We start from the raw sequence: 23,494 nt of genomic DNA on the forward strand, positions 1-23,494 counted from the left end.
GGCCGCGGGTCAGCCCGAGATCGAGCGCTGCAGGTTGATGCGTGCCTGCGCCTCGAGCTGCGCATGCATGCGCGGCGTGGCGTAGATGGCCTTGCGATCGAGAAAGCGCTGCAGGATGGCGCGCCGGCGCGGCAGGCGCACTTCCTCTGGCACGAAGCCGTATTCGGCGTGCACCTGGCGCTCGTATTCGTCGAAGCGCTCGCGCCCGGCACCCAGGATCGACAGGTCGATGTCGATCAGCAGTTCGGCGTCGCGGCCTTCGGGCACCGCATCGTGGCGTGTGGCCATGACGAGCGCGTGCACGCGTTCGGCCGCTTCCGCGTCGACGCCAGCAGCCAGCAAGGCCTGCCGCGCCCAGTCGGCGCTGCGTGCTTCGTTGTCGTGTGCATGCACGTCGTAGATCGCGTCGTGGAACCACAGCGCAAGCGCGACTTCCGCGGGGTGTTCCGCCAGCGCCTGTTCGCGCTCGAACCACGCGAGGCATTCGCCCAGGTGCTGCATCGTGTGGTAGTGGCGCTGGGGTTCGGCGTAGCGCCGCTGCAGCTCGGCGCACAGCGCCTCGTCGGGCGCCGTCACGCCCAGCGCATGCCAGGCCGCGTTCCAGTTCGCTCGCAGTGCCTCGGGCGACATGGTGCCTATTGCTCCATCGCGGCCTTGACCTCTTGCCCGAGGTCGAGCACGGACATGGCGTAGTAGCTGCTCCAGTTGTAGCGCGTGATCACATAGAAGTTGCGCGTTCCGGCCACGTAGGTGGGCGGCGCGTCGGCGCCGTTCTGCAGCTCGACCAGCGCGAGCAGGCCCTTGTGGCGGATGCCGTCGCCCTCGGGCACCGCGCCCGCGGCCACGAAGCTGTCGGCGCTGAATGTCGGCAGGATGTCGGGCGCCAGCAGCAGCGCCTTCTGCAGCCGCGCTTCCTCGAAGTGCACCGGAAAGATGGCGGGCATGCCCGGCTGCCAGCCGAAGGCCTTGAAGTAGCTGGCCACGGAGCCGATCACGTCGGCCGGGTTGTTGACGAGGTCGATGCGGCCGTCGCCGTCGAAATCGACCGCGTACTTGGCGATGCTGCTGGGCATGAACTGCGGCATGCCCATGGCGCCGGCGTAGCTGCCCAGCGGGGTGAGCGGGTCGTCGGCGGTGCGGCTCTCGGTGCTCAGGAAGCTCTCGAGCTCGCCGCGGAAGAAGGCCTCGCGCTCGGCCGCTCGCGGGTGTCCCTGGGGAAAATCGAAGGACAGCGTGGCCAGCGCGTCGATCACGCGGAAGCTGCCCATGTTGCGCCCGTAGATGGTTTCCACGCCGATGATGCCGACGATGATTTCCGGCGGCACGCCGTACACCTGCTGGGCGCGCGCCAGCGTGTCGGCATTGGCGCGCCAGAAGCGCACGCCGGCCGCGATGCGCACCGGGTCGATGAAGCGGCTGCGATAGGTCTGCCAGTTCTTCACGGTGCCCACCGGGCCCGGCAGCATGAGCCGCGGCACGTTGGGCAGGAAGCGCGCGCTGCCGATGGTGGCGCGAACCCATTCGCGGTCCAGGCCCCGGCGGGCCGCCACTTCGTCGGCGAACTGCATGGCGTCGTCGCGCGTGGCGTAGGGCGTGCTGCCGCGCACCGGATTGACCGCGGCGGCGGCACGGCCGCTGGAGGACTTCTGTGCTGCAGCCCCCGTGGACCATGCGCAGCAGGCGGCGAGAAGAGCGGCTGCCGCGGCGGCGCGGGACGGCTTGGGGAGAAAGAATCGCATGGGTCGATTGTGCCGCCCGCCCGCACGGACCCCTTTCGGGGACACATGTGGTTTCAGCCGCGCGGGTTCGCGGCGGGCCAGGCGAGGCGTCGGAATTCGGCGCGCAGGGAGGAAAGGGAATCCGGCGTGGCCGGTGCGTAGCGTTGTGCCTCCAGCTTCAGCAGCCAGTCGCGCACCGCCTGCGCAGACGGGCCGAAGCGCGCGTCGGCGGCCTGGGCCATCTGGCGCGGCGGCGCGGTGTCGGGCAGCTGCAGGCCGGCCCTGGCGAGCCGCGCGCGGGCCTGGCCCAGCAGGCGCAGCCACGGGTCGTGGCGGCTGCGCTCCCACAGCGTCCAGGCGGCGCCGGCAAGGCTCGCGCCCACCAGCAGATAGAGCAGCACATAGGCCAGGTCTTCCAGGCTCGGCGCCTCGAAGCCGATGTTCTTCAGCAGGTTCAGCTGGCGGCTCTGCGTGTAGTTGAGCACCCACTGGTTCCAGCCGTTGTTCACCGCCTCCCAGGCGGCGCGGATGTTCTGCGCGAGCGTGGGGCTCATCGCGCCGATGGCGCCCGCGAACAGCCCCGGCTGCGGCACCAGCCGCTGGAACTGGCCGATGCGGCCCGGCGCGACGGAACCCGTGGGATCGACGCGCACCCAGCCCGTGCCTTCCTGCCAGACCTCGGCCCAGGCATGCGCGTCGCTCTGGCGAATGATCCAGTAGTTGTCGACCGTGTTGAGGTCGCCGCCCTGGTAGCCGGTGACGATGCGCGACGGCACGCCCAGGTTGCGCATCAGCACCACGAAGGCCGAGGCGATGTGTTCGCAGAAGCCTTCCTTGCGGTCGAACCAGAACTCGTCGGCGGTGTTGTCGCCGTACACGCCTGGCTCCAGCGTGTAGCTGTAGCCGCCGGTGCGCAGCCGTGCGAGCGCGGCCTGCACGAAGGCCGGCGTATCGGCACCGGCCAGCGCGGGGTCGGCACGCATCTCGGCGGCCAGTGCTGCGGTGCGCGGATTGGTGCCGGGCGGCAGCGCCAGGTAGGCCTGCAGCTGGCCGCCGGCGCGCTTGAGCGGGCCGCTGTGGAACTGCGTGTAGCTCTCGGCGCGGTAGCGCACCAGGTCGTTGAGCGGGCGGTTCGCCAGCCATTGCAGGTCGGGCGTGCCCGTCACCTCGAAGCCCGGAGCCTCGGGCGCGCGCGGCGCGGCATCGAGCGTCAGCAGCAGCGGGCGGTTGCTGGGCTCGAGCGTGACCTCGTAGCGCACCGGCTCGCCGCTCACGCGCAGGTTCGGCGTCCACTGGGTGCCGCGCGCCCATGACGGCAGCGCGGTCCATTCGCGGCCGTCGAACTGCGCGAGCACCGGGCCGCGGAAGTAGAGCTGGCTTTGCGGCGGCACCTTGCCGGTCTCGAAGCGCACCCGCGCGGCGATGCTGTCGTCCAGCGCCAGTTCGGCGATGGTGCCGACACGCATGACGTTCGACAGGCCGCTGCGTCCCACCATGGCGTCGCTGGGTGTGCCCCACAGCGGCGCGAAGCGCGGGAACAGCAGGAACAGCGCTAGCATGATCGGCGCGCCGGCCAGCGCCATCCAGCCGGCGGTGCGCGCGGCCTGCCACAGCGGCGGCCGGCCTACCGGCATGTGCGCGTTGACCAGCGCGGTGAGCAGGCCCAGCAGCGCTAGCAGCATGGTGAACGCGGTCAGCAGCGACTGCGAATAGAAGAAGTTCGTGAGCATCGCGAAGAAGCCCAGGAAGAAGATGACGAAGGCGTCGCGCCGGGCGCGCAGCTCCAGCGTCTTCAGCGCCAGCAGGATGACGATGAGCGTGACGCCCGCGTCGCGGCCCAGCAGCGTGCGGTGCGTGGCGAAGGTGGCGGCCAGCGTGAGCGCCAGCAGCGCGGCGCGCCACCATCTGCCTGGCAGCGGGCGTGCCTGCACCGCGAGCATCCCGCGCCACAGCAGCACCATGGCCGTGATGGCGGTGCACCACCAGGGAATGTTCTCGACCTGCGGCAGCACGATCAGCGCGATCACCGCGAGCAGGAACAGCGTGTCCCGGGCATCCCGGGGCAGGGTGGCCAGCCGCGTCATGAGCTTGTTCATGGTCGTGGTCCCTCGTTCAGCAAAGGGCCAGGGCTTCGAGGCATGCGCGCCGGTGCGCCTCGCCCTGAGAGGGTTTCACCACCCGGCCCGCCACGCGCATGCCGTAGTCCACGCCCAGCCGGTCGGCCATCAGCACCCAGGCGCACAGGCGCGAGATGCGGGCTTCGGTGTCGGGGAGGCCGGCGGAATGGGCGTCGAGCCAGAGTTCCTCGCGTTGCGTCTGCTGGGTGTCGCGGCTCACCAGGTCTTCGGAGCCGGCCGCCTGGGCGCGCGCGGCCTTCTTCCAGACCACGAGCTTCAGCGGGTCGCCGCGCCGGTAGGCGCGCACGCCGTCGTATTCGCCGGAGCCGGCGGCGCGCAATGCGGCCGATGCGGCGGCCGGGCCGGACAGCGGCTCGCCCGGCGGCAGCGGCGGCGGATGGGCTTCGGGCGTGGGGTAGACCAGCATCCGCGCCGCCGGCCGCCACACCGTCCACACGCGGAAGGTGCCGAGCGGAAAGCGCGTCTCGGCGGTGAGCGGCGGCACCGGGTGCAGGCCGCGCCGCTCGGGCTGGAACGCGATCTCGACGGTGGCGGTGCCTTCGGCCGGCACGTCGGTCCAGGCCCACTGGCCGCTGCCGCGCACCGCCATGCCGATGCCGTAGCGAACGCTGCGCCGCGTGTTGTGCAGCACCACCTTGAAGACGGCCGCCGCGCCCGCGTAGTGCGCATCGGGCGCCACCATGTGCATCGACAGCCCGCGCAGCGTGCCGTGGCACACGTGCATGCCCACCGCCACGCTGCCGGCCAGCAGGAAGGTCAGCAGGTAGCCCAGGTTGAGCTGGTAGTTGATCGACGCGACCAGCAGCACCAGCAGCGTGGCGGCCAGCGTCCAGCCTGCCCGCGTGGGCACGATGTAGACGTTGCGCTGGGTCAGCTCCAGCGTGTCCGACGGCGGCCGGCGCGACAGGAACCAGCCGTCGATGCGCGAGCGCAGGCTCACGGCAAGGGCACGGCGGCGATCATGGCGCGCACCTGCTCGACGGCGCCCCGGCCCGCGTCGCCCACCGGCGTGAGGCGGTGCGCGATGGTCTGCGGCAGCACGGCCTGCACGTCGTCCGGCGCGACGTAGTTGCGGTTGGCCAGCAGCGCCTGCGCCTTGGCCGCGCGCAGCACGGCGATGCCGGCGCGCGGCGACAGGCCCTGCAGGAACCAGCGGCCCGAGCGGGTGGCGGCGATCAGGTCCTGCACGTAGTTCAGCAGCGGGTCGGCCGCATGCACCTGCTGCACGCGCTGCTGGATCGCGGTCAGCTCGCCGGCGGTCAGCAGGGCGGGCAGGCTGGCCAGCATCTCGCGGCGGTCGGTGCCCGCGAGCAGCTGGCGTTCGGCCGCGCGGTCGGGGTAGCCGAGCGAGATGCGCATCAGGAAGCGGTCGAGCTGCGACTCGGGCAGCGCAAAGGTGCCGAGCTGGTCCTGCGGGTTCTGCGTGGCGATCACGAAGAAGGGCGTGGGCAGCGGGCGGGTCTCGCCCTCGACCGTGACCTGCTTTTCTTCCATCGCCTCGAGCAGCGCGCTCTGCGTCTTGGGGCTGGCGCGGTTGATTTCGTCGGCCAGCAGCACCTGCGCGAAGATCGGCCCGGGGTGGAACACGAAAGCCTGCTGCCCCCGGTCGTAGATGGCCACGCCCGACAGGTCGCCCGGCATCAGGTCGGCGGTGAACTGCACCCGCGAGAACTGCAGGCCGAATGTGTGCGACAGCGCATGGGCGAGGGTGGTCTTGCCGACCCCCGGCACGTCTTCGATCAGCAGGTGGCCGCCCGCCAGCAGGCAGGCCACGCAGTCGCGCACCTGGGCCTCTTTGCCCACGATCACCGTGTTAAGCTGACTTAACAAAGTGGCTAGCTTTGCAGCAACGTCCATATTTGTATCCATATGCAAACGATACCGTAAGACCATGCGGCCCCATGCCGCGTGAGGTCTACACGCGAGAGACATGGGCAAGACAGGCTACTTCACACATCGCGACTTCTGGAAGCACGACATGGGCGGCGGCCATCCCGAATGCCCGGGCCGCCTGGATGCCATCGAAGACCGCCTGCTGCTGACCGGCGTGGGCGACGCGCTCGAGCACCGCGACGTGCCGCTGGCCACGCTGCAGCAGCTCACGCGGGCGCACAGCGCCGCGCACGTCGAGCACCTCGAGGAACTGCACCAGCGCCTGGTGGCCGACGAGCCCGCCGGCGGCCCCGACCATGCGCAGGTCGACCCCGACACCGTGCTCACCCGCTTCACCCTGCTGGCCGCGCGCCGTGCCGCCGGGGCCGCCATTGCCGCCACCGACGCGGTGGTGGCAGGCGAGCTGGAAAACGCCTTCTGCTCGGTGCGCCCGCCCGGCCACCATGCCTGCCGGGACCAGGCGATGGGTTTCTGCTTCTTCAACAACATCGCCATTGCCGCGCGGCACGCCATCGAGGTGCACGGCATCGAGCGCGTGGCCATCGTCGATTTCGACGTGCACCACGGCAACGGCACCGAGAACATCCTCTCGAACGATCCGCGCGTGCTGATGGTCGGCTTCTTCCAGCATCCGTTCTATCCGTACAGCGGCACCGACCATCCGGCGCCGAACATGTTGAACATGCCGATCCCGGCCTACACCAAGGGCATGGACGTGCGCGAGATGATCGAGGCCGTGTGGATGCCGCGGCTGGAGGAATTCAAGCCGCAGATGATCTTCATCAGCGCGGGCTTCGACGCCCATCGCGAAGACGACCTGGGCCAGCTCGGGCTCAACGAGAACGACTTCGCCTGGATCACCGGGCGCGTGCACGACGTGGCCAGGCGCCATGCCGGGGGCCGCATCGTCTCGATGCTCGAAGGCGGCTACAACCTCGACGCCCTGGCGCGCAGCGTGGAAGCCCACATCCGCGTGCTGGCCGACCTGTAGTGCAGGCGGCGTCAGCGGCGCCCATGTTTTTTTGAACCGATGAATTTCAACGACTTCACCCAACGCCTGAGCCAGGTCGATGCACGCGGCATCGGCATCGAACTGGCCGTGCTGGTGGCCTGCGTCGCCCTGGCCTGGGGCGTGTGCAAATGGTTCGGCCGCGACCAGCCCAAGGACTCGATCTGGTTCGGCGAACGCACCTTCGACGGCGTGCTGTTCCCGCTGCTCGCGCTGGTGCTCACCGACCTTGCCCGGCGCGTGGTGGGCGATTTCCAGACCGTGCTGGTGCTGCGCATCGCGGTGTCGATGTTCCTGTCGCTGGCGGTGATCCGGTTGTTCGCGCGCGTGCTGCGCGCGGTGTTCCCGGCCTCCAACATGGTGCGGCTGCTGGAGCGCACGGTGTCGTGGCTGGCCTGGATCGCGGCGGTGCTGTGGATCGTCGGCCTGCTGCCGCCGGTGCTGGCCGAGCTCGACGACATCACGCTGGCCTTCGGCAAGACCCGCGTGAGCCTGCAGACCATCATCCAGGGCGCGCTGTCGGCCGGGCTGGTGATGATGATCGCGCTGTGGATTTCGAGCACGGTCGAGAAGCGCATCCTGCGCGAGGCCGTCACCGACCTGTCGATGCGCAAGGTGGCGTCGAACGCGGTGCGCGCCTTCCTGCTGCTGATCGGCATGCTGTTCGCGCTGTCGGCGGTGGGGGTGGACCTGACGGCGCTGTCGGTGCTGGGCGGCGCGCTCGGCGTGGGGCTGGGGTTCGGGCTGCAGAAGCTGGCGTCCAATTACGTGAGCGGCTTCGTGATTCTGCTGGAGCGCTCGATCCGCATCGGCGACAACGTGAAGGTCGACACCTTCGAAGGCCGCATCACCGACATCAAGACGCGCTACACGCTCATTCGCGCGGGCAACGGGCGCGAGGCCATCGTGCCGAACGAATCGCTCATCACCAGCCGGGTGGAGAACCTCTCGCTGGCCGACCGCAAGTTCAACATCACGACCACCATCGTGGTGGGCTACGAGAGCGACGTGGCGCAGGTGCAGTCCATCCTGTGCGAGGCGGCCAAGGCCCAGCCGCGCGTGATGAGCGACCCCGCGCCGGTGGCCTTTCTCATGAACTTCGCGCCCGACGGGCTGGAGTTCACGCTCAACTTCTGGGTGGCCGACCCCGACAAGGGCAAGGACAACCTGCGCTCGGCCATCAACATCGCGATCCTCGACGGCCTGCGCGGCGCGGGCATCGACATTCCCTATCCGCAGCGCGTGGTGCGGGTGGAGTCGCTCCCGGCCGGCACGGTCCCTGCGGGCGAGCCCGCGGAAAAGTAGGCCCCGGCGCGCTATTCCAGCGTGGCCAGCACCTCGTCGAGCCGCTCGACCAGCAGGTCGGCGTGTTGGCGCTCGAATACCAGCGGCGGCCTGATCTTGAGCACGTTGGCCTGCGGCCCGGTCGCGCTCAGCAGCACCTGCCGCTGCCGCAGCCCGTTGACCACCTTGGCGGCCTGCGCCGTGGCGGGCGCGCGCGTCGCGCGGTCGGCCACGAGTTCCAGCCCGATGAAGAGCCCCGCGCCGCGCACCTCGCCGACCAGCGCATGGCGCTGGCCGAGCGCGGCCAGGCGCTCGCGCAGGTAGCCGCCGACATTCAGTGCGTTGTCCTGCAGGCCGTTCTGCTGGATCACGTCGAGCACGGCGGAGGCAGCCGCCATCGAGACCGGGTTGCCGCCGAAGGTGTTGAAGTAGCGGCTGGCCTGGCCGAAGGCCTTCATGACCTCCGGCCGCACCGCCAGGCCCGCGACCGGGTGGCCGTTGCCCATGGGCTTGCCCATGCTCACCATGTCGGGCACCACGCCGTGGCGCATGAAGCCCCAGAAGGCCTCGCCCGTGCGGCCGAAACCGGGCTGCACCTCGTCGGCGATGAACACGCCGCCGGCCGCATGGATCGCTTCCACCGCCTCGCGCAGGAAGCCGGCCGGCGCCGTGAACACGCCGTCGCTGGAGAACACCGTGTCCACGAGCAGCGCGGCGGGCGCGATGCCGTGCGCCTTCAGGTCGGCGATGGCCGCGCGCACGCCGTCGGCGAAGCGTTTGCCCGTCTCTGCATCTCCTCCCTCTGGCGCATCCACCAGCCGCACATGATCGCCCAGGCGCACGTACTGCCCCAGCGAGGGCGAGGCGCAGGCGATGGCCGAGGTCACGCCGTGGTACGCGAAGCGCGTGACGATGAGGCCGGTGCCGCCGGTGTGCGCCGTGGCGATGCGCATGGCCAGGTCGTTGGCCTCGCTGCCGGTGCAGGTGAAGGTCGCATGGCCCAGCTCGGGCGGCATGGTGGCCAGCAGGCGCTCCGCGTAGTCGAGGATGCCTTCGTGCAGGTAGCGTGTGTGCGTGTTGAGCACGGACGCCTGGCGCGCGATGGCCTCGACCACTTCGGGCCGCGCATGGCCCAGCGGCACCACGTTGTTGTAGGCGTCCAGCCAGGGCGTGCCGGCGGCGTCGTAGAGCCAGACGCCCTCGCCGCGCACGGGGTGGAAGGGCTCTTCGTAGAAGAGCCTGTAGGCCGGCCCGAGCAGGCGGGCGCGGCGCTCGAGCAGCTCGGCGGTGTGTTTCTCAGTCATGGATCGGTTCCGTGGGTTCCGTGCGTTCCGTGGCTTGGCAGGCGGCCCGGATGGCTTCCTGCACCTGGTCGGGTGTCAGCGCGGCGCAGGCCTGCAGCCGCGCCCAGGAAACAGCGTTGTTGCGCATGAGATAGGCGGCGTTGCCGGGCTGGCGAGCCGCGCGCCAGCCGCTGATGGCGACCACCATCGCCAGCCGTGCGCGCACCAGGTCGAGCAGCGCGTGGGTCTCGCCGTCGGTCAGCGCAGAGACGGCGTGATAGTCGGCCGCGAAGCGCGCGATCGTCTCCAGCGCGTCGTCCTGCTCGTCGATGTGGTACGAGGCCGCGACGGCGAGGTCGTCCACGAGCGGCGCATGCACCATGTCGCCGAAGTCGAGGATGCCGGCCACGCGCGCCGGTTCGTCAGGCTCCACCAGCAGGTTGTAGAGGTTGAAGTCGTTGTGGATGGGCTGGCGGCGCAGCAGGGCCAGCCGCGGCTTGGTGCGCTGCACGAAGCCGTCGAGCGCGGCCTCGGCCAGTGCGCGGCGGGCGGGGTCGGCCACGTGCACCAGCAGGGCGCGCACGCGGTCGGCGCGCTGGATGTCCCAGGGCAGTTCGCGGGCACCCGCGGGGTGTTCGAAGCCAGCCAGCGCGAGGTCCAGCCGCGCGAGCATGCGGGCGACGCAACTGCGCTGCGCCGCCGAGCGCGGCGCCTGCGGCATCGGCATGCCTTCGAGGTAGCTGAACAGGCGCGCGACGCGCGTGCGGCCTTCGGCGTCCTCGATCTGCACCGAGGCCGCGCCATGGCGGTCCGGCAGCAGGCGCTGCACCGGCAGGCCGGGGTCGGTGCGTGCCAGGTGCAGCAGCGCCTGGGTCTGGAAGTCGGCCACCAGCGGGTCTTCGTCCGGGTGCGAGAGCTTGAGCATGCAGCGCGCGCCGCCGTCGTCCGGCTCCAGCAGGAAGTTGGCGTCGCGCTCGCCCGTGAGCAGCTTGAGCCGGCCGCGCTTGCCGTAAAGGCGCAGCAGCAGGTCGGCGGCCCAGCCGGTTTCGACGGGGGCGGGCGGCGCGGTCAGCACCGCGGCCTCGGGCAGGGCCGCGCGGATGGCGTCGTCGAGTTCCTGCGTCATCACGCCGCCTTCTCGAAGCCGCCGAGCGCGCTGGCCAGGTTGAGGCCCAGGTCCTCCGACAGGTAGCCGCCTTCCTGCACCAGCACCGTGGGCAGCCCCAGGCGCGCGATTTCGCCGAGGATGCGGCCGAAGCCCGGCGTGCTCACGGCCAGCGCCTGGTAGGGGTCGTTCTCGTGCGCGTCCAGGCCCAAGGCCACGACCAGCGCGCCGGGCGCGAAGGCGCGGATGGTGGCGTTCGCCGTCGCCAGCGCGGCGAGGAAGCCCTCGTCCTGCGTGCCGCGCGCCAGCGGCAGGTTCAGGTTGTAGCCCAGGCCTTCGCCTTCGCCGGTCTCGTGCGCATGGCCCGTGAAGAAGGGCGTGCAGAAATGCGGGTCGCCGTGCAGCGAGATCGTCAGCACGTCCTTGCGGCGCCAGAAGATGCCCTGCGTACCGTTGCCGTGGTGCACGTCGATGTCGAGGATGGCCACGCGGTCGTGCCTGCCGCGCAGGTGCTGGGCTGCGATCGCCGCGTTGTTGAGGTAGGTGAAGCCGTTGGCGCGGTCGGCATAGGCATGGTGGCCGGGCGGCCGGCACAGCGCGTAGGCCGCGCGTTCACCGTCGAGCACGAGCTGCGCGGCATGCGTGGCCACGTGGGCCGACCACGTCGCGGCATGCCAGGTGTGGCGCCCGATGGAGCAGGCCATGTCGCCCATGTGGTAGCCGGCCTGGCCCACGAGGCTGTCGGGGTAGGTGAAGGGCTGGCCCGGGAACGGATGCACGTTGGGCATGACTTCCTCGGAGGCCCCTTCGAGCTGCTGCCAGCGTTCCCAGGCGGTTTCCAGGAAGCGCAGGTATTGCGGCGTGTGGATGGCGGCGCGCGGGCCCGGGCCGTGGTCCTGGGGCGCGACGATGTCGTGGCCCTGCGCGCGCGCGGCGTTCAGCAGCAGCGTGCCGCGCTCGGGCTGCTCGTTGCTGCGCTTCATGCGTCCGCGCACGATGAACTGCTGCGGGTCGTGGCCTGTGTGCTGGTCGCTGTAGATGACTTTCATGTCGGGCTTTCAGTATTGGGGTTCGACGGTCCAGCTGATCGGGATCTCCGCGACGCTGGCCGAGGCCGGCAGCTCGAGCACGGTCCGCGCGATGCGGGCCACGTCCTCTGGGCGCGTGGCCTGCCGCTGCTGCTCGGGCGGCAGGGCGGCCGCCATGTCGGTGGCGACGAAGCCGGGGCACAGCGCGGTGCAGCGCACGCGCGACTCGGCGCCGCAGTGCCGGATGCCGTGGGCCAGCGACAGCACCGCCGCCTTGCTCAGCGCATAGAGCGAGGCATCGGCCGTGCGCACGCGCTTGGCGGCGAGCGATGCCATCACCAGCACCTTGCCTTCGTCCGCCGCCAGCAGGTGCGTCCAGGCCTTGCGCGTGAGCCGCAGCGGCGACTTGACGTTGATCTCCAGCAGGCGGTCGACCTCCGCGTCGTTGGCCTCGACGACCGAGCGGGTGCTGAGGATGCCGGCGTTGTGCACCAGCGCATCGATGCCGCCGAAGTCGCGCACGGTCGCGGCCACCCAGTCGGTCTCGCTTTGCGCGTTCTCGGCGTCGAAGCGGTAGGTGCGCACCTGCGCCGGGTCGTGGTCGTCGAAGGCATCGGTGGCGGCGCGCGTGCCCACGCTCACGCGCCAGCCATGCGCGAGCAGTTCGCGCACGATGGCCAGGCCGATGCCGCGGTTGCCCCCGCTGACCATGGCGACACGGGGCGCGGCCTTCATCTCATGCCTTGGAGAAGAGGCCGCGGACGTGCGCCTTGGCGGTTTCGAGGTGGTAGCGCAGCGCGTGCTGCGCGGCATCGACGTCGCGCGCCGCCATGGCCTTGGCGATGGGCCTGTGCGTCTCGGCCAGCGCCTTCAGGTCGCCATAGCTGTCTTCGCTGAGCGCGAGGAACATGCGCACCTCGGTCTGCATGTTGTCGAACAGGCGGTGGAGATAGTGGTTGCCCGACAGCGCGCTGATGGCGAAGTGGAAATCCAGGTCGAGCGCCACGCGTTCGGGCGACGACAGGATCTCGGCGCGTTCCACCATGTCGTCCACGCGCGCGTCGAGCTGGGCCAGTTCGGCATCGGTGGCGTGCGTGCAGGCCAGCGAGGCACCCAGCAGTTCGAGCTGGATGCGCACCTCGTACAGGTCGGTGACCTGCTTGGGCGAAACCGTGCGCACCGCGAAGCCGTGGCGCGGGCGCGATATCAGCAGGCCCAGGCTTTCCAGCCGGCGCGCGGCTTCCCGCACGGGCGCGCGGCTCACGCCCATCTGCCGGGCCATCTCGGCTTCGACGATGCGCTCGCCGGGCGCGATGCGGCCCGACAGGATGGCTTGCTGCAACTGCGCCTCCACCACGCCGACCAGGTCTGGCACCTGGATCGACGAGAAAGCGGGAGGGGTGGCGGCTTCGGTGCGGCTGATGGTCATCTGAATTCCTTGTCTCGATCTCTTGTGCGTATCATGCCGGCCGCCTGGGCGCTGCCGCCGCCCGCGCGCGCCAGGTACACGCCCGCCACGGCGATCAGCGCCATGCCCGCCAGGGCCGTCGCATCGGGCGGGCGCTGGAACCACAGCGTGCTGATCAGCACTGCCAGCAGCAGCTGCACGTAGTTCAGCGGTGCCAGCGTGGCCGCGCCGACGCGGCGGAACGCGGCCAGCAGCAACAGTTGGGCGCTCCCGCTGACCGCGCCGCCGGCCACCAGCAAGGCCATCTCCGGCCAGGGCGGCAGCGTGACGTGCGGCATGAACAGCACGGGCAGGTTCGTGATGACCAGGCAGGCCAGCGCCATGTGCGCGAACTGCACGGGCGCCGGCACGAGCCCCGAGAGCCGGCGCGTGAGCACCTGGAAAAGCGCATAGCAGACGGCGGACACGGCCATCAGCAGCGTGCCCGCCAGCGGCAGGCTGCCGCCCGGGCGCACGATGCACAGCATGCCCGCGAAGCCCAGCAGCACCGCCGTCCACTGCGCGCGGCCCACGCGCTCGCCGAGCAGCCAGGGCGACAGCGCGACCATGATCAGCGGGGCCGTGAAATAGATGGCCGTGGCCTCGGCCAGCGGCATGGTGACGAGTGCCGTCATGAAGCAGGTGGCCACGACGGCCAGCGCCACGCTGCGCGCGGCCAGCAGCTTCTGGTGCGGCTGGCGCCAAAGGCGCAGGTCGCCGTGGCGTAGCAGCAGCACCAGGGCGATGGCGCCTATGGCGGTGTAGCGGCCCAGGTTGACGACCGCCGGCGCATGGCTGGCCACCATCTGCTTGGCGAAGGCGTCGTATGCCGCGAACAGCACCAGTGCGCAGAGGAACAGCGCGATGCCCGAGCCCGCGCTGTCGCGTCGTGCCGTGGGACCCGAGGCTTGCACCGTGCTGCTCATGGGGCGCTGCCGCAGCGGTGGCCGTCGATCGGCAAGTTCATGCCTGCAAGCCTTCCAGGAACGCATCGAGCGCGGCGCCGATGGCCTCGACCATGTAGCCGCCTTCCTGCACAACCACCGTGGGCAGGCCCAGCGCGCGCACGCGCTCGCCCGCGAGTCGGAAGGCTTCCATGTCGAACTTGAGCACGCTGATCGGGTCGTCCTTGTAGGTGTCGAAGCCCAGCGGCAGCACCAGCGCCTGCGGCTGGAAGCGCTCGATGGCGGCGACGGCCGTGTCCAGGGCTTCGGCGAATTCGGCGTTGCCGCTGCCGTGCGCCAGCGGCAGGTTCAGGTTGCAGCCTTCTCCTTCGCCGGTGCCGCGCTCGTGCGCGTAGCCCGTGTACCAGGGGTAGTAGCCGGACGGGTCGGCGTGCGTGGAGACGGTCAGCACGTCGCCGCGCCCGTAGAAGATCTGCTGCGTGCCGTCGCCGTGGTGGGCGTCTATGTCGAGCACCGCCACGCGCGCATGGCGCCGGCGCAGCGTGGCGGCCGCGATGGCGCTGTTGTTCACGTAGCAGAAGCCTCCAGCGCGCGCATGCTGTGCATGGTGGCCCGATGGCCTGCACAGCGCGTAGGCGATGCCGCCGCCGTCGATCACCGTCTCGGCCGCGGCCTGCGCCGCGTGGGCCGAACGCAGCACCGAGCGCCATGTGTGCGGCCCTATGGGGCAGGCCAGGTCGCCGATGTACCAGCCGGCCTGCGCCACCACCGACGGCGAGGGGCAGGGCCCGGACCGCACGCCGTGCGGCGACAGGTTGGGCAGCACCTCGATGCCGGGCTCCAGGCCGGGGCCGCCGAGCTTCTGCCAGCGCGCGTAGGCATTCTCCAGGAAGTCCAGGTAGTCGACGCTGTGCACGAGCTCCAGCGCTGCGCGGCCGGCCTCCGGCGGCGCACCGACCGCGATGCCGCGCGCGGCCAGCGTGCTCATCAGCGCCTCGGCGCGCGTGGGCAGGTCGGTGGGCTTGCAGATGCGGCCCAGCCGCATGAACTGCTGCGGGTCGTGCAGCAGCTGGTCGTCGCTGAAGAAGGCCTGCATGCTCGTCAGGCCTTCGTTTCCTGGTCGAAGCGGTCCATGGCGCGGGCCAGCCGCGCGAACAGGTCGTCCAGCTCGGCCCGCGTGATGATCAGCGGCGGACACAGGCCGATGCTGTCGCCCATGGCGCGCACGATCAGCCCTTCCTCCAGCGCCAGCGCCGCGAAGCGGTAGCCGGCCTTGCGTTCTGCGGCGAACGGCGTGCGCGCGGCCTTGTCGGCCATGAGTTCGATGGCGCCGATCAGGCCCACGCCGCGCACGTTGCCCACCCAGGGGCGCCCGGCGAAGGCGCGCAGCCCGGCCTGGAAGGCGGGTGCGATCTCGCGCACGTGCTCGAGGATGCGCTCGTCCTCGTAGACCTTGAGCGTCTCCAGCGCCACCGCGCAGGCGACGGGGTGGCCCGAGTAGGTGTAGCCGTGGCCGAAGCTGCCGAGCTTGCCGCTGTTGGCGGCGATGGCGCTGTGCACCTTGTCGTTGACCATGACCGCCGAGATCGGCACGTAGCCCGAGGACAGCGCCTTGGCGCAGCTCAGGATGTCGGGCTGGATGCCGAAGGTGGTGGAGCCGAACATGTTGCCCGTGCGGCCGAAGCCGCAGATCACCTCGTCGGCGATCATGAGCACGCCGTACTTGCGCAGCACGGCCTGCACTTTCTCGAAGTAGCCGGCCGGCGGCACCAGCACGCCGCCCGCGCCCATCACCGGCTCGGCGATGAAGGCGGCCACGGTGTGCGGGCCTTCGGCCAGGATGGTCTGCTCCAGCTGTTGCGCGAGGCGGCTGGAGAAGTCCTGCTCGGTCTCGCCGGGCTCGGCGTAGCGGTAGTGGTGCGGGCAGTCCACGTGCAGGAAGCGCGCGGGCGCCGTCGCGATCGGCAGGTCGAAGTCGCGGTGGTTGCCGTCGAGCCCGCCCATGCTGGCGGCCGCCACGGTCACGCCGTGGTACGCGTTGCGCCGCGCGATGATCTTCTTGCGCTCCGGCTGGCCGATGGCGTTGTGGTAGTACCAGACCATCTTCACGGCGCTGTCGTTGGCCTCGGAACCCGAGTTCGCGAAGAACACGCGCGCCATGGGCGCGGGCGCCAGTGCCAGCAGCCGCTCTGCCAGGTCGGCCACCGCGACGTTGGTGCGCTGGTTGAAGGTGTGGTAGTAGGGCAGGGTGTCGAGTGCACGGGCACCGGCCGCGGCCAGGCGCTTGTTGGAGAAGCCCAGCGAGGCGCACCACAGGCCCGACATGGCTTCCAGGTAGCGCGTGCCGCGCTCGTCGACGACGTGGATGCCGTCGCCTTTCACGATGACCAGCGGCGGCGTCTGCGGCAGCGCGGCCAGGTTGGTGTACGAATGCAGGTGGGTGGCGACGTCCTTGTCGCCGGTGCCGAGGGGTTCTGCCATGGGGTTCCTCTTTGTTTGTAGGGCGCTGAAAAAGTGGCTACAGGCGCGCCAGGTTGTCGTGGGTCTGCCGCGCAATGGCCTCGGGCCGTGTGCGCGTCGCGATGTGCGGCGTGACGACGATGCGCGGATGGCTCCAGAAGGGGTGGCCGGCCGGCAGCGGTTCTTCGACGAAGGCGTCCAGCACCGCGCTGGCGAGCTGGCCGCTTTGCAGCGCCGCGAGCAGGTCTTCCTGCACGAGGTGGGCGCCGCGGCCGGCGTTGACGAGGCGCGCGCCGCGCGGCAGCTGGGCGAACAACGCGGCATCCAGGATGCCGCGCGTGTCGTCGGTCAGCGGCAGCAGGCAGACCAGGGTGTCGCAGCCGGCCAGGAACTCTCCGCGCGCCGCATCGCCGTGGAAGGCCTCGATGCCCGCCGGCAGATCGCTCTTGGGGCTGCGGCTCCAGCCGCGCACGCGGTAGCCGATGGCAAGCAGCGCGCGCGCGACCGACTGGCCCAGCACGCCCAGGCCCGCGATGCCCACGCTGTGCCGGCCCGGGGGCTCGATGGGCGCTTCCTCCCAGGCCGCGCGGCGCTGGCTGTCGAGATAGGCGCCCATGTGGCGCTGGCCGTGCACCACGGCCCACGCCACGTACGCGTTCATGCCGTCGGCCATGTCGGGGTCGACGATGCGGCGGACCGGCACGTCGGGAAGCGCGGGGTCGCGCGTGATGTGGTCGGTGCCCGCCCCCACGGACTGCACCAGCCGCAGGCGCGGCATGCGCGCGAGCAGCCCCGGCGGCGGCGACCAGCAGACCACGGTGTCGATTTCGCCTAGCGCGTCGAGCTCCTGGACCTCGGTGTCGATGCGGTGCAGCCGGGCCTGCGGAAATCGTTCCCTGAAGGCGGGCTGCAGGTAGTCCATGGCGATCTGGTCGGAAACCAGTGCGATGTTGAGCGTCATGCGGCCACCGCCTGTTGCGCGGCCGCCGCCGAGAGCCTCGGCTGCGCCTCGATCAGCGTGCGGGTGTAGTCGTGCTGCGGGTTCGCCAGCACCTTGGCGGTTTCGCCGTACTCGACGATCTGGCCGCGCTGCATCACGGCGATGTGGTCGCACATCTCGCCGGCCACGCGCAGGTCGTGCGTGATGAACACCATGGCCAGCTGGAAGCGTTCGCGCACCTCCGCGAACAGCTTGAGCACCTGGGCCTGCACCGACACGTCGAGCGCGGAAACGGGCTCGTCCGCCACCAGCAGTTGCGGCTCCATGGCCAGTGCGCGGGCGATGCCGATGCGCTGGCGCTGGCCGCCGGAGAACTCGTGCGGAAAGCGCTCCGCCGCGTCGGGCTTCAGGCCCACCAGCTCCAGCAGCTCCATCGCGCGGGCCATGGCCTGCGCCTTGGGCACGCCCTGCGCGATGGGGCCGGCCGCGATGGCCGGGCCGATGCGGTGGCGCGGGTTCAGCGAGGCATAGGGGTCCTGGAACACCATCTGGATCTTGCCCTGCGACTGCGCCCGGAACTGCGCGCCCGACTGCAGCGCGCGGCCCTTGAACAGCACGCGGCCGCTGTCGAACGGCGACAGGCCCACGATGCAGCGGCCCACGGTGGACTTGCCCGAACCCGATTCGCCGACCAGCCCCAGCGTCTCGCCGCGGCGCAGGTCGAACGACAGGCCCTTGGCCGCTTCCACGCGCCGGCCCTTGCTGAACAGGCCGCCGCCGGTCACGTAGGTCTTGCGCAGTTCCTGCACCTGCAGCACGTGCTCGATGGGGCGCTCGTCGGCCGGCGCGCGCACCCGCCCGTCGGGTATGGCCGCGATGAGCTTGCGCGTGTAGGCATGCTGGGGCCGCGCCAGCACGGCGGCGGCTGGGCCGGCCTCTACCACCTCGCCGGTCTGCATCACCACCACCTGGTCGGCGATCTCGGAGACCACGCCGAAGTCGTGCGTGATGAACAGCACCGCCGTGCCCTTGCGCTGCTGCAGCTCGCGGATGAGCTTCAGGATCTGCGCCTGCGTGGTCACGTCCAGCGCGGTCGTGGGCTCGTCGCAGATCAGCAGGGCCGGCTCCAGCGCGAGCGCGCAGGCGATCATCACGCGCTGGCGCTGCCCTCCGGAGAGGCGAAACGGGTAGCTGTCGATCAGCACCTCGGGCTCGGGCAGGCCGACGTCGGCCAGTGCCGCGAGGATGCGCTGGCGCTTCTGCGCGGCCGACAGGTTCACATGGGCGTCGAACACTTCGGCGATCTGCTCGCCGATGCGCATGACCGGGTTCAGCGCCGTCATGGGTTCCTGGAACACCATGCCGATGCGCCGGCCGCGCAGCGTGCGAAGCTGCGCCTCGTCGAGCTTCAGCAGGTCATGTCCGTCGAACAGGATGCGGCCGGCCACCGGTTCCACGTGCGGCCGGGGCAGCAGGCCCATGATGGCGTTGGCGATCATGGACTTGCCCGAGCCCGATTCGCCGACCACGCACAGCGTCTGGCCCGGCAGCAGCTGCAGCGACGCGCCCCGGACCGCCAGGTCGCGGTCCGCGCCCTGGGGCAGGCGGATGTCCAGGCCCTGGATGTCCAGCACGGGTGGAACGAGCGAAGCGATCTTTTCCATTTTCATTTGCCCCTCCCGTCGGCGCGCGCGTTGAGCCCGTCGTTCAGGCCTTCGCCCACCAGGTTCAGCGCGAGCACCGTGAGCAGGATGGCCACGCCCGGGAACACCGCCATCCACCACGCCTGCCGCAGCACGGTGCGCGCCGAGCCGACCATGTAGCCCCAGCTCATCTGGTTCGGGTCGCCCAGGCCCAGGAAGCTCAGGCTGGACTCCAGCAGGATGGCCGTTGCCACCATCAGAGAGGCCATCACCACGATGGGCGAGGCGGCGTTGGGCAGGATCTGCGTGAGGATGATGCGCGGCGTGGACTGGCCCGCCAGCTGGGCGGCCGCCACGAAGTCGCGCTGGCGCAGCGTCAGGAATTCGCTGCGCACCAGCCGCGCTACGGGCGGCCACGACACGATCGCGATGGCCGTGACGATGGACTGCACCGAGGGCTGGAAGATGGCCACCAGCACGATGGCCAGCGCGAAGCTGGGAATGGCCTGGAACAGCTCGGTGAAGCGCATCAGCGTGGCGTCGATCCAGCCGCCGAAGTAGCCCGAGACGGCACCGATGGACACGCCGATCAGCAGCGACACCACGGTAGAGACCACGCCGATCAGCAGCGACACGCGCGCGCCGGTGACGATGCCCGACAGGATGTCGCGGCCCATGGTGTCGGTGCCCAGCAGCAGGCCCTGTTCCGCCATGGGTGCCGCGAAGGGCGTGCCGACCATGTCCCAGGGGTTGTTCTGCGCGATGAAGGGGCCCAGCGCCGTGACCAGCGCCACCAGCATCAGCACGATCAGGCCGAAGACCGCGCCCTTGTTGCGGCTGAAGCGCCGCCAGAATTTGCTTTTCATGAACGGCTCCTCAGCTCAGCTCGATGCGGGGATCGACGAGCGTGTAGACGAAATCGGTGATGAGGTTGAACAGCACGGCCATGGCCGCGGTGAACAGGAAGCAGCCGAGCAGCAGGTTGTAGTCGCGCTGCAGCAGGGCGTCGAACATGAGCCGGCCGATGCCGGGCCAGGCGAACACCGTCTCGGTCAGCACGGCGCCGCCGATCATGCCGCCGGCCTGGATGCCGGCCAGCGTGACCACCGGCAGCAGCGCGTTGCGCAGGATGTGCTTGCGCTGGATGCGCCCGGGCGACACGCCCTTGGCGCGCGCGGTCTTCACGAAGTCCATCTGCGCTACCTCGAGCATGGAGGCGCGCGTCATGCGCGCATAGACCGCCATGTAGAACAGCGCCAGCGTGAGCGAAGGCAGGATCAGGTGCTTGGCGATGTCCACCGCCTTGTCGATGCCCGTGAGGTCCGCGCCCACGGTGAAGAAGCCGAAGGCGGGCAGCAGGTCGAGCTGCACCGTGAACAGCAGCACCGCCATCATCGCCAGCCAGTACAGCGGCGTGGCGTAGAACACCAGCGCGACCACGGTGATGAGACTGTCCTGCCATTTGCCCGCGTTGCGGCTGGCCAGCGCGCCGAGCACGATGCCGAACAGCAGCGAAAGCCCGAAAGCCGTGCCCGTCAGCAACAGCGTGGCCGGCATGCGCTGCAGGATCAGGTCGACCACCGACTGCTGCTGTCGGTACGAGAAGCCCAGGTCGAGCTTGAGCACGTGGCCCAGGTAGTTGCCGAGCTGCACCGGCAGCGGCTGGTCGAGGCCGAACTGCTCGCGCAGCTGGGCCACGAACTGCGCGTCGGATGCGCCGGCCTCGCCGGCCATGACGGAGACCGGATCGCCCGGTGCCGCGCGAACCAGCAGGAAGTTGACAGTGGCGATCACCAGCAGGGCCAGCAGGCCCTGCAGCAGGCGCACGGACATGAACTGCAGTCGTTTCATAGCAAGCTCGATTCGGGCACGCGGGGGATGAAGCTCAGGCCAGCTTGACGCGGCCCAGGCTGTCGTTCAGGCCGATGCCGGAAGACACCACGTTCTGGATCCTGGTGCGGTACAGCGTCGGGAAGTTGATCTCGTGCAGCCAGGCCACGGGCACTTCGTCGACCAGCAGCTTCTGCACTTCCAGGTAGATCGCGCGGCGCTTGGCCGGATCGCTCTCGCGCGCGCCCGCGGCGAACAGCTCGTCGACCTTCGGGTTCACGTAGCCCGCCACGTTGTTGAACGGCGAGCCCTTGGCGATGTTGTCGCTGGTGTAGTTGCGCGCCACGCCGAGCGCCGGGTCGCCGTACTGGTAGACGTAGGTGAAGGCCAGGTCGTAGTCCCATTCGCTGTTGCGCTGGTTCCAGCCGGCCACGTCGGTGGCGACCATCTCGACCTTGATGCCAACCTGCGTGAGGTTCTGGCGCACGATCTCGGCCTGGCGCTGCCACGATTCGCCGTAGGGCAGCGGCAGCAGGCGCAGCGTCTCGCCCTTGTAGCCCGATTCGGACACCAGCTTCTTGGCCTTGGCGATGTCGCGCGGGTACTTGGTCACGTCGTCGCTGGCGTAGGCGATGTGGCTGTTGAAGGGGCCCGTGGCCGGCTTGGCGTAGCCGTACCAGGCGACCTTGGCCATGGCCTCGCGGTCGATGGCGGTCCACACGGCCTGGCGGAACTTCACGTTGTTCATGGGGGCCGTGCGGTTGTTCATCCACAGCCAGCTGTGCGGCGCGAAGAACTCCCAGCCCTTGGTGGTCACCGCCGCGCCCGGCAGCTTGGACAGGCGGGACACGTCGAAGTACTCCACCGTGCCGCCCGGTGCGATGTCGACCTTGCCCGACTCGAACGCGGCGGCGCGCGCGGCGGCGTCGGGGATCACGTGGAAATACACGCTCTCCACGCTCACGACGCCCGGCTGGTGGTAGTTCTCGTTGGCCACGAGGTTGATGTAGGAGCCCTTGACCCATTCCTTGAACTTGAGCGGGCCCGTGCCGATGGGCGTGGCGTTGGCGGGGTTGGTCGCGAAGTCGGTGCCTTCGTAGATGTGCTTGGGCACCATGGGCATGGTGCCGTTCTCGAAGATGCCCATGAAGGGGCCGAAGGGCTGCTTGAGCTTGAACTCCACGGTGAGCGGATCGAGCGCCTTGATCGATTCCACCTGCGCCAGGCTGGCGCGGAAGCGCGCATGCGTCTTGCGCAGGAACACGTCGCAGGAGAACACCACGTCGTCGGCCGTGAAGGGCTTGCCGTCGTGCCACTTGACGTTGGGCTTGAGCTTGAAGACGTAGGTCTTGCTGTCCGCGCTCACGGTCCAGGAGGTGGCGAGCTGGGGCTGCGGCTCGAGCTTCTCGTTGTAGCGCAGCAGGCCTTCGTAGATGTTGCCGGCGATCAGCTGGGTGGGGCCGTTCTGCACGATGCCCATCATGAGCCCGGGCGGTTCGGGCTGGACCAGCACGTTGACTACCCCTTTCTTCGCTTGCGCCAAGCTGTGCAGGGGCACCCCGGCAATGGACAGGCCGAGGGCGGCGGAGCCGGCTTGGATCAGGTTGCGGCGTTTCATCGGAGCGGACCTTTCAGAGTGGGGAGGGCGGTGAAGAACGGGTGAATCTCAGTCGCGGAAGGAAGCCGCGGTGGGCGGCGCGAGCCGCTGCAGCAACGCGCGCCATTCGCGGGCATACGGGTCGTCGGGCATGGAGGCGAGGCGGTTCGTGTCGCCGCTCTCGTACTGGCGCGCGGTCAGCTCGCGGACCTCCTCGGGCACCGGGTGCACCGGCTGCCCGGTGCCCTGGATGGCGACCTGCACGCGGCAGGCCCGCTCCAGGTTGTGCATGAGGATGAAGGCCTCGGCCACGCTGCGGCCGAGCGTGACCAGGCCGTGGTTGCGCAGGATCAGAGCGCGGGAGGCCGGCCCCAGGTCGGCCACCAGGCGCTCGCGTTCCTCGTGGTTGAGCGCGATCCCCTCGAACTCGTGATACGTCACGCGGTTGTGGAACTGCAGCGCCCACTGGTTGCAGGGCTGCAGCCCGCCCGCCAGCGAGGACACCGCCACGCCGGCGACGGTGTGGGTGTGCAGCACGCAGACGGCGTCATGGCGCGCGGCGTGCACCGCGCTGTGGATCGTGAAGCCGGCCGGGTTCACGTCGTGGTCGGTGGGCTCGACGACATTGCCTTCCAGGTCGATCTTCACGAGCGAGGACGCCGTGATGTCGCGAAACAGCATCCCGAACGGGTTGATCAGGAACTGGTCCGTGGTGCCGGGCACGCGGGCGGAGATGTGGGTGTAGATGCTGTCGTCCATGCCGTACAGGGCGACGAGCCGGTAGGCGGCGGCCAGGTCCTGCCGCAGCTGCCGCTCGGCGGGCGTCATGGGTGGGCGGGCGTTGCCGCGAACTTCTGGGAGGCTGCGTTCTGCTGTTTCCATTTGAATCTCCGAAGATCGACAGTCAGCTGTCGACAGTATTCATCTTGCAGGTTGCGTGCCAGCCCAGATATCGGCGAAAACCCGGGAAATGGCTGCGGATGGCGCTGTCCGCAGGCCGTCAATGCACCGCGAGCGGGCACGGATATCGATTTCCGTGCGGGCCGCGCGCTCGGGGGGCGGTTCAAATACTTGTCGGTCGAGAGGCCGGGTGCTGAAGCGCTGCCTTATAATCCGTAAAAAGCACGATCGTTCTTTTTCTGGTGCCAGCGCCGGCAGGAAGAATGGAGAGGCGGCAAAGGTCGCGCCCTAGAATGACCGGTTTGCCCTCGAAG

21 protein-coding genes are annotated in these 23,494 nt (G+C 70.0%); 2 read left to right on the top strand and 19 right to left on the bottom strand.

What is annotated here, in order from left to right; translation table 11 throughout:
• Nucleotides 1-9 precede the first annotated feature (9 nt).
• Genes C4F17_RS01225 through C4F17_RS01245 form a run of 5 tightly spaced genes read right to left on the bottom strand, consistent with a single transcriptional unit; the run spans nt 10 to nt 5,713 of the window.
• Nucleotides 10-630, bottom strand: coding sequence for an HD domain-containing protein (locus tag C4F17_RS01225; protein WP_106933981.1), 621 nt, complete (start codon nt 628-630; stop codon nt 10-12).
• A gap of 5 nt (nt 631-635) precedes the next feature.
• Nucleotides 636-1,739 (bottom strand): lytic murein transglycosylase B, encoded by a 1,104-nt coding sequence (mltB, locus tag C4F17_RS01230; RefSeq protein ID WP_106933982.1) that lies wholly within the window; start codon nt 1,737-1,739, stop codon nt 636-638.
• Between the two features lie 53 nt (nt 1,740-1,792).
• Nucleotides 1,793-3,814 (bottom strand): transglutaminase family protein, encoded by a 2,022-nt coding sequence (locus C4F17_RS01235; RefSeq protein WP_106933983.1) that lies wholly within the window; start codon nt 3,812-3,814, stop codon nt 1,793-1,795.
• Between the two features lie 16 nt (nt 3,815-3,830).
• Entirely contained in the window at nt 3,831-4,796 is a 966-nt protein-coding gene (locus C4F17_RS01240; protein ID WP_106933984.1) for a DUF58 domain-containing protein, read from the bottom strand.
• Entirely contained in the window at nt 4,793-5,713 is a 921-nt protein-coding gene (locus tag C4F17_RS01245) for an AAA family ATPase (RefSeq protein WP_106933985.1), read from the bottom strand. The genes C4F17_RS01240 and C4F17_RS01245 overlap by 4 nt, the downstream gene beginning before the upstream one ends.
• 73 nt (nt 5,714-5,786) lie before the next feature.
• On the opposite strand from C4F17_RS01245, the gene C4F17_RS01250 reads away from it, so the two are divergent.
• Complete coding sequence (locus C4F17_RS01250) at nt 5,787-6,740, top strand: histone deacetylase family protein (protein ID WP_106933986.1); 954 nt, start codon at nt 5,787-5,789, stop codon at nt 6,738-6,740.
• A gap of 39 nt (nt 6,741-6,779) precedes the next feature.
• Nucleotides 6,780-8,063, top strand: a complete 1,284-nt coding sequence (locus tag C4F17_RS01255; protein ID WP_081267145.1) for a mechanosensitive ion channel family protein — start codon at nt 6,780-6,782, stop codon at nt 8,061-8,063.
• 11 nt (nt 8,064-8,074) lie between these two features.
• Here C4F17_RS01255 and C4F17_RS01260 read toward each other — a convergent pair whose 3' ends face one another.
• The 14 genes from C4F17_RS01260 to C4F17_RS01325 are packed head-to-tail and all read right to left on the bottom strand — an operon-like array spanning nt 8,075 to nt 23,108.
• The gene (locus C4F17_RS01260; RefSeq protein ID WP_106933987.1) at nt 8,075-9,346 is read right to left on the bottom strand and encodes an aspartate aminotransferase family protein; all 1,272 of its coding nucleotides are present in this window, start codon (nt 9,344-9,346) and stop codon (nt 8,075-8,077) included.
• Nucleotides 9,339-10,451 carry a phosphotransferase gene (locus C4F17_RS01265; protein ID WP_106933988.1) on the bottom strand — a complete coding sequence of 371 codons (1,113 nt, stop codon included), beginning with the start codon at nt 10,449-10,451 and terminating at the stop codon, nt 9,339-9,341. The genes C4F17_RS01260 and C4F17_RS01265 overlap by 8 nt, the downstream gene beginning before the upstream one ends.
• Nucleotides 10,451-11,479: a histone deacetylase family protein gene (locus tag C4F17_RS01270; RefSeq protein WP_081267142.1), complete on the bottom strand. Its 1,029-nt coding sequence runs from the start codon at nt 11,477-11,479 to the stop codon at nt 10,451-10,453. The genes C4F17_RS01265 and C4F17_RS01270 overlap by 1 nt, the downstream gene beginning before the upstream one ends.
• A gap of 9 nt (nt 11,480-11,488) precedes the next feature.
• A complete protein-coding gene (locus C4F17_RS01275) occupies nt 11,489-12,193 on the bottom strand; it encodes an SDR family NAD(P)-dependent oxidoreductase (RefSeq protein ID WP_106933989.1) in 705 nt (234 codons plus the stop codon).
• 1 nt (nt 12,194) lies between these two features.
• Entirely contained in the window at nt 12,195-12,887 is a 693-nt protein-coding gene (locus C4F17_RS01280) for a GntR family transcriptional regulator (RefSeq protein WP_106933990.1), read from the bottom strand.
• On the bottom strand, nt 12,884-13,831 hold the full coding sequence (locus C4F17_RS01285) for a DMT family transporter (RefSeq protein ID WP_106933991.1): 948 nt from the start codon (nt 13,829-13,831) through the stop codon (nt 12,884-12,886). Before C4F17_RS01285 ends, C4F17_RS01280 begins: the two co-directional genes overlap by 4 nt.
• Nucleotides 13,832-13,868: 37 nt before the next feature.
• Nucleotides 13,869-14,906, bottom strand: coding sequence for a histone deacetylase family protein (locus C4F17_RS01290; protein WP_106933992.1), 1,038 nt, complete (start codon nt 14,904-14,906; stop codon nt 13,869-13,871).
• Between the two features lie 5 nt (nt 14,907-14,911).
• Nucleotides 14,912-16,291 (bottom strand): aminotransferase, encoded by a 1,380-nt coding sequence (locus C4F17_RS01295; RefSeq protein ID WP_106933993.1) that lies wholly within the window; start codon nt 16,289-16,291, stop codon nt 14,912-14,914.
• Between the two features lie 37 nt (nt 16,292-16,328).
• Nucleotides 16,329-17,231, bottom strand: a complete 903-nt coding sequence (locus C4F17_RS01300; protein WP_106933994.1) for a 2-hydroxyacid dehydrogenase — start codon at nt 17,229-17,231, stop codon at nt 16,329-16,331.
• On the bottom strand, nt 17,228-18,880 hold the full coding sequence (locus C4F17_RS01305; protein WP_409195793.1) for an ABC transporter ATP-binding protein: 1,653 nt from the start codon (nt 18,878-18,880) through the stop codon (nt 17,228-17,230). Before C4F17_RS01305 ends, C4F17_RS01300 begins: the two co-directional genes overlap by 4 nt.
• Entirely contained in the window at nt 18,877-19,719 is an 843-nt protein-coding gene (locus C4F17_RS01310) for an ABC transporter permease (protein ID WP_081267134.1), read from the bottom strand. The genes C4F17_RS01305 and C4F17_RS01310 overlap by 4 nt, the downstream gene beginning before the upstream one ends.
• Before the next feature lie 10 nt (nt 19,720-19,729).
• On the bottom strand, nt 19,730-20,704 hold the full coding sequence (locus C4F17_RS01315; protein WP_106933996.1) for an ABC transporter permease: 975 nt from the start codon (nt 20,702-20,704) through the stop codon (nt 19,730-19,732).
• A gap of 34 nt (nt 20,705-20,738) precedes the next feature.
• Nucleotides 20,739-22,301, bottom strand: coding sequence for an ABC transporter substrate-binding protein (locus tag C4F17_RS01320; RefSeq protein WP_106933997.1), 1,563 nt, complete (start codon nt 22,299-22,301; stop codon nt 20,739-20,741).
• A gap of 48 nt (nt 22,302-22,349) precedes the next feature.
• Nucleotides 22,350-23,108 carry a class II aldolase/adducin family protein gene (locus tag C4F17_RS01325; RefSeq protein ID WP_106933998.1) on the bottom strand — a complete coding sequence of 253 codons (759 nt, stop codon included), beginning with the start codon at nt 23,106-23,108 and terminating at the stop codon, nt 22,350-22,352.
• Nucleotides 23,109-23,494 lie beyond the last annotated feature (386 nt).

Origin of the sequence: Variovorax sp. PMC12 (assembly GCF_003019815.1) — a bacterium.
In the GTDB taxonomy this organism is placed as follows: Bacteria; Pseudomonadota; Gammaproteobacteria; order Burkholderiales; family Burkholderiaceae_C; genus Variovorax.

Bases quoted from the DNA above. Each gene is read 5' to 3' on its own strand.
- C4F17_RS01225 (WP_106933981.1), bottom strand. From the start codon at position 630: ATGTCGCCCGAGGCACTGCGAGCGAACTGGAACGCGGCCTGGCATGCG.
- mltB (WP_106933982.1), bottom strand. From the start codon at position 1,739: ATGCGATTCTTTCTCCCCAAGCCGTCCCGCGCCGCCGCGGCAGCCGCT.
- C4F17_RS01235 (WP_106933983.1), bottom strand. From the start codon at position 3,814: ATGAACAAGCTCATGACGCGGCTGGCCACCCTGCCCCGGGATGCCCGG.
- C4F17_RS01245 (WP_106933985.1), bottom strand. From the start codon at position 5,713: ATGGACGTTGCTGCAAAGCTAGCCACTTTGTTAAGTCAGCTTAACACG.
- C4F17_RS01250 (WP_106933986.1), top strand. From the start codon at position 5,787: ATGGGCAAGACAGGCTACTTCACACATCGCGACTTCTGGAAGCACGAC.
- C4F17_RS01255 (WP_081267145.1), top strand. From the start codon at position 6,780: ATGAATTTCAACGACTTCACCCAACGCCTGAGCCAGGTCGATGCACGC.
- C4F17_RS01260 (WP_106933987.1), bottom strand. From the start codon at position 9,346: ATGACTGAGAAACACACCGCCGAGCTGCTCGAGCGCCGCGCCCGCCTG.
- C4F17_RS01265 (WP_106933988.1), bottom strand. From the start codon at position 10,451: ATGACGCAGGAACTCGACGACGCCATCCGCGCGGCCCTGCCCGAGGCC.
- C4F17_RS01270 (WP_081267142.1), bottom strand. From the start codon at position 11,479: ATGAAAGTCATCTACAGCGACCAGCACACAGGCCACGACCCGCAGCAG.
- C4F17_RS01275 (WP_106933989.1), bottom strand. From the start codon at position 12,193: ATGAAGGCCGCGCCCCGTGTCGCCATGGTCAGCGGGGGCAACCGCGGC.
- C4F17_RS01280 (WP_106933990.1), bottom strand. From the start codon at position 12,887: ATGACCATCAGCCGCACCGAAGCCGCCACCCCTCCCGCTTTCTCGTCG.
- C4F17_RS01285 (WP_106933991.1), bottom strand. From the start codon at position 13,831: ATGAGCAGCACGGTGCAAGCCTCGGGTCCCACGGCACGACGCGACAGC.
- C4F17_RS01290 (WP_106933992.1), bottom strand. From the start codon at position 14,906: ATGCAGGCCTTCTTCAGCGACGACCAGCTGCTGCACGACCCGCAGCAG.
- C4F17_RS01295 (WP_106933993.1), bottom strand. From the start codon at position 16,291: ATGGCAGAACCCCTCGGCACCGGCGACAAGGACGTCGCCACCCACCTG.
- C4F17_RS01300 (WP_106933994.1), bottom strand. From the start codon at position 17,231: ATGACGCTCAACATCGCACTGGTTTCCGACCAGATCGCCATGGACTAC.
- C4F17_RS01305 (WP_409195793.1), bottom strand. From the start codon at position 18,880: ATGAAAATGGAAAAGATCGCTTCGCTCGTTCCACCCGTGCTGGACATC.
- C4F17_RS01310 (WP_081267134.1), bottom strand. From the start codon at position 19,719: ATGAAAAGCAAATTCTGGCGGCGCTTCAGCCGCAACAAGGGCGCGGTC.
- C4F17_RS01315 (WP_106933996.1), bottom strand. From the start codon at position 20,704: ATGAAACGACTGCAGTTCATGTCCGTGCGCCTGCTGCAGGGCCTGCTG.
- C4F17_RS01320 (WP_106933997.1), bottom strand. From the start codon at position 22,301: ATGAAACGCCGCAACCTGATCCAAGCCGGCTCCGCCGCCCTCGGCCTG.
- C4F17_RS01325 (WP_106933998.1), bottom strand. From the start codon at position 23,108: ATGACGCCCGCCGAGCGGCAGCTGCGGCAGGACCTGGCCGCCGCCTAC.